The organism is Alteromonas profundi (genome assembly GCF_010500865.1).
In the GTDB taxonomy this organism is placed as follows: domain Bacteria; phylum Pseudomonadota; class Gammaproteobacteria; order Enterobacterales; family Alteromonadaceae; genus Alteromonas; species Alteromonas profundi.
Genome location: NZ_JAAAWN010000007.1, coordinates 53,665 through 56,163, shown reverse-complemented (window position 1 = coordinate 56,163; position 2,499 = coordinate 53,665). Strand labels below are relative to the sequence as shown.

The window sequence follows — 2,499 nt, the reverse complement described above, 5'->3', positions numbered from 1 at the left end:
TTAACAACTCCAGCCTATTTCACAGTATTAACCGACTGTGACGCGATATAAATGGCGTCCCCTAGGGGATTCGAACCCCTGTTACCGCCGTGAAAGGGCGGTGTCCTAGGCCTCTAGACGAAGGGGACTGAAATGATTCATTGAAAGCATAACTTTCAATATTATTAGTAAACAATGTTAACCAGCGTGCCGAATAACTTGCATATTTTACTAACTTTTCAGTCAGAAGTTGGATTAACAACTCCAGCCTATTTCACAGTATTAACCGACTGTGACGCGATATAAATGGCGTCCCCTAGGGGATTCGAACCCCTGTTACCGCCGTGAAAGGGCGGTGTCCTAGGCCTCTAGACGAAGGGGACAATAAATCTTTCATCAAAAGCGCTGCTTTTGACATTTATTGCAAGGCTATAGGCGCTTAGTAATAAGCACTCTTTACCATACAATGAAATATTGTCGCTGATAATAATCGTGAACGAGTATTAACGGCCTTATTTGAAGCTAAGCTTCATTCGAAGTAAGTTACTTTCGAACATGCTAATCACAAGCTAAACCAGTGTTAGATTGGTGGAGCCAGGCGGGATCGAACCGCCGACCTCCTGCATGCCATGCAGGCGCTCTCCCAGCTGAGCTATGGCCCCATCATTGTCCCAGTCAGTGTTAAGTGACTGTTCCGTGACAGCGGGGCGCATTCTAGGCATCCACCCCAATCATGTCAACGGTTTTTTTATGAATTTTCTCTGTTTGCTATAAAAGTGAGCGCTTTGTCGATTCTCTCGCCAACTTTCTCTTTTGAAAGCAAATTAAGGGTAACATCTAACGAAGGAGAATTGCCGCCGCCGGTTGCTGCAACACGCAATGGCATTCCCACTTTACCCATCCCCACTTCCAGCTCTTGCGCAGTGGCATTAATTGCTGTTTGAATATTTTCTGGGTTCCACTCGTCAATAGCCAGTAACTTCTCTTTTACCAACTCAAGTGGCCCGCGCGCAACCGGGCGTAAGTGCTTTTTCGCTGCATTCGCATCAAAATCTTCATAGTCTTGATAGAAGTAGGTGGAGATTTCTGCCAACTCTTTTAGCGTTTTTACCCTATCGGCTTGAATTGCAATCACCGACTCAAGCGATGGCCCTACGCTTAAATCTACATTTAATGCATCGAAATGCCATTTAGCATGCACGGCAACTTCACTGGCAGGTAAAGTCTTAATATAGTGTTGGTTCAACCAGATTAGTTTTTCAGTATTAAACGCAGAGGCTGACTGGCCTATTGAGTCTAAACTGAATAACTCAATCATTTCTTCAATAGAAAAGATTTCTTGATCGCCATGTGACCATCCCAGCCTAACGAGGTAATTTATAACCGCCTGTGGTAAGAAACCATCATCGCGGTATTGCATTACGCTAACCGCACCATGTCGTTTAGACAGCTTTTTGCCATCATCGCCCAATATCATAGAAACATGAGCGTATTCAGGGATTGGCGCACCAAGCGCAGTCAAAATATTAATCTGGCGTGGGGTGTTATTGATATGATCTTCACCACGCACTACATGAGTAATACCCATGTCCCAGTCATCCACTACAACGCAGAAGTTATAGGTAGGCGTTCCGTCGGTTCTTTGAATAATAAGATCATCAAGTTCGCTATTACTAATTTCGATGTTACCGCGAATATGATCTTTGATGACCACTTTCCCTTCTAGCGGGTTTTTAAAACGAATGACAAAAGGCTCCCCTTCTGGGTGATCCGTTCTGTCTCTCCATGTGCCTGGATAACGAGGCTTTTCGCCTCTTTCTTTTTGCGCTTCTCTGATTGAATCAAGTTCTTCAGCACTCATAAAGCATTTATATGCTTTACCTTCGTCCAATAATTGTTGAATAAGCGCTTTATATCGGTCGAAGCGATCGGTTTGATAAATTGGGCCTGTGTCCCACGTCAAGCCAAGCCAAAGCATACCGTCTAAGATTGCTTGCTTTGCCTCTTCAGTCGAACGCTCTATATCTGTATCTTCAATTCGAAGTACGAATTCTCCGCCACTATTTTTCGCTAAAAGCCAAGAATATAGTGCAGTACGTGCGCCACCAACGTGAAGGTAGCCTGTAGGGCTAGGTGCAAATCGTGTTACAACCGACATGAAAACTCTCTATTTAGTAAACATAAGGAAATGTCGCGCATTCTACCTGTTTACGGTGCAACACAAAAGTAGACTTAAAAAAATGTGCGTGGTTTTTCATGTAGCCATACCCCCGAAGCGCTTAAAAGTCATACAAATATGATAAAACACATACAAAATGTACACTTTTCAGCCGAACAGTCATTTTTCTTTCATTTTATTATTGACAGTATGAGAAGCGACTCTATAATACCGCCCCACTTGCCCAGGCAAGTAAATAAACAAGACGGACGCTTAGCTCAGTTGGGAGAGCATCGCCCTTACAAGGCGAGGGTCACTGGTTCAAGCCCAGTAGCGTCCACCACTTTCTCTAAGTGGAACGA

General features: G+C 44.0%; 1 protein-coding gene and 4 tRNA genes. 1 reads left to right on the top strand and 4 read right to left on the bottom strand.

The features are described 5' to 3' along the window. Positions 1 to 52: 52 nt before the first annotated feature. The 4 genes from GTH32_RS07065 to gltX all read right to left on the bottom strand — a co-directional run bounded on the left by GTH32_RS07065 (position 53) and on the right by gltX (position 2,137). Positions 53 to 128: transfer RNA gene (locus GTH32_RS07065), tRNA-Glu, on the bottom strand. Positions 129 to 286: 158 nt separating this feature from the next. After that, positions 287 to 362 (bottom strand) — tRNA-Glu (locus GTH32_RS07060). A gap of 203 nt (positions 363 to 565) precedes the next feature. Continuing rightward, positions 566 to 641 (bottom strand) — tRNA-Ala (locus GTH32_RS07055). 86 nt (positions 642 to 727) lie between these two features. Beyond that, positions 728 to 2,137, bottom strand: a complete 1,410-nt coding sequence (gltX, locus tag GTH32_RS07050) for a glutamate--tRNA ligase (RefSeq protein WP_163084544.1) — start codon at positions 2,135 to 2,137, stop codon at positions 728 to 730. A gap of 267 nt (positions 2,138 to 2,404) precedes the next feature. Between gltX and GTH32_RS07045 the strand changes: the two genes are divergently transcribed. Beyond that, positions 2,405 to 2,480, top strand: a tRNA-Val gene (locus tag GTH32_RS07045). The last annotated feature ends 19 nt before the right edge of the window (positions 2,481 to 2,499 follow it).